Source organism: Bradyrhizobium sp. Kon10, from assembly GCF_055807395.1.
On the sequence record NZ_JBVVOZ010000160.1, the window covers coordinates 1 to 340 of the forward strand.

General features: G+C 55.3%; 1 protein-coding gene. It reads left to right on the forward strand.

Annotated features, from left to right (window positions below; translation table 11 throughout):
• Nucleotides 1-127 precede the first annotated feature (127 nt).
• Nucleotides 128-316 (forward strand): DUF3606 domain-containing protein, encoded by a 189-nt coding sequence (locus AC0L2O_RS36530; RefSeq protein WP_473373169.1) that lies wholly within the window; start codon nucleotides 128-130, stop codon nucleotides 314-316.
• Nucleotides 317-340: the final 24 nt, after the last annotated feature.

Genomic DNA, 340 nt, shown 5'->3' on the forward strand with positions numbered 1-340 from the left:
GACATGCATTGCTGTTGTTTATGCATGTCGTTGTCCCAAAACCGCTGCGCACTTTTGGGCGACATGCATTAAGGAACCTCACGAAATCTCCGTCGTTATGCTCTAGGTCGAAACGAGGAGAACTGCCATGCCCGACGACAAGACCAAGACCGACAACCGCGATCGCTCACAAGTTGCCGGCGACGAAGACTATGAGGTGAGGCATCTCGCCGAGGAAGCCGGCATTACTCCCAAACAGGCACGCACCTTGATCAAGCGCCACGGCACCGATCGCAGGGTGCTGAACGAAATCGCCGAGAGCATAAAGGCGTCGTGATGTCTGACAAGCGGACCACAATGG

Coding starts and splice junctions, on each gene's coding strand:
- AC0L2O_RS36530 (WP_473373169.1), top strand. CDS start 128: ATGCCCGACGACAAGACCAAGACCGACAACCGCGATCGCTCACAAGTT.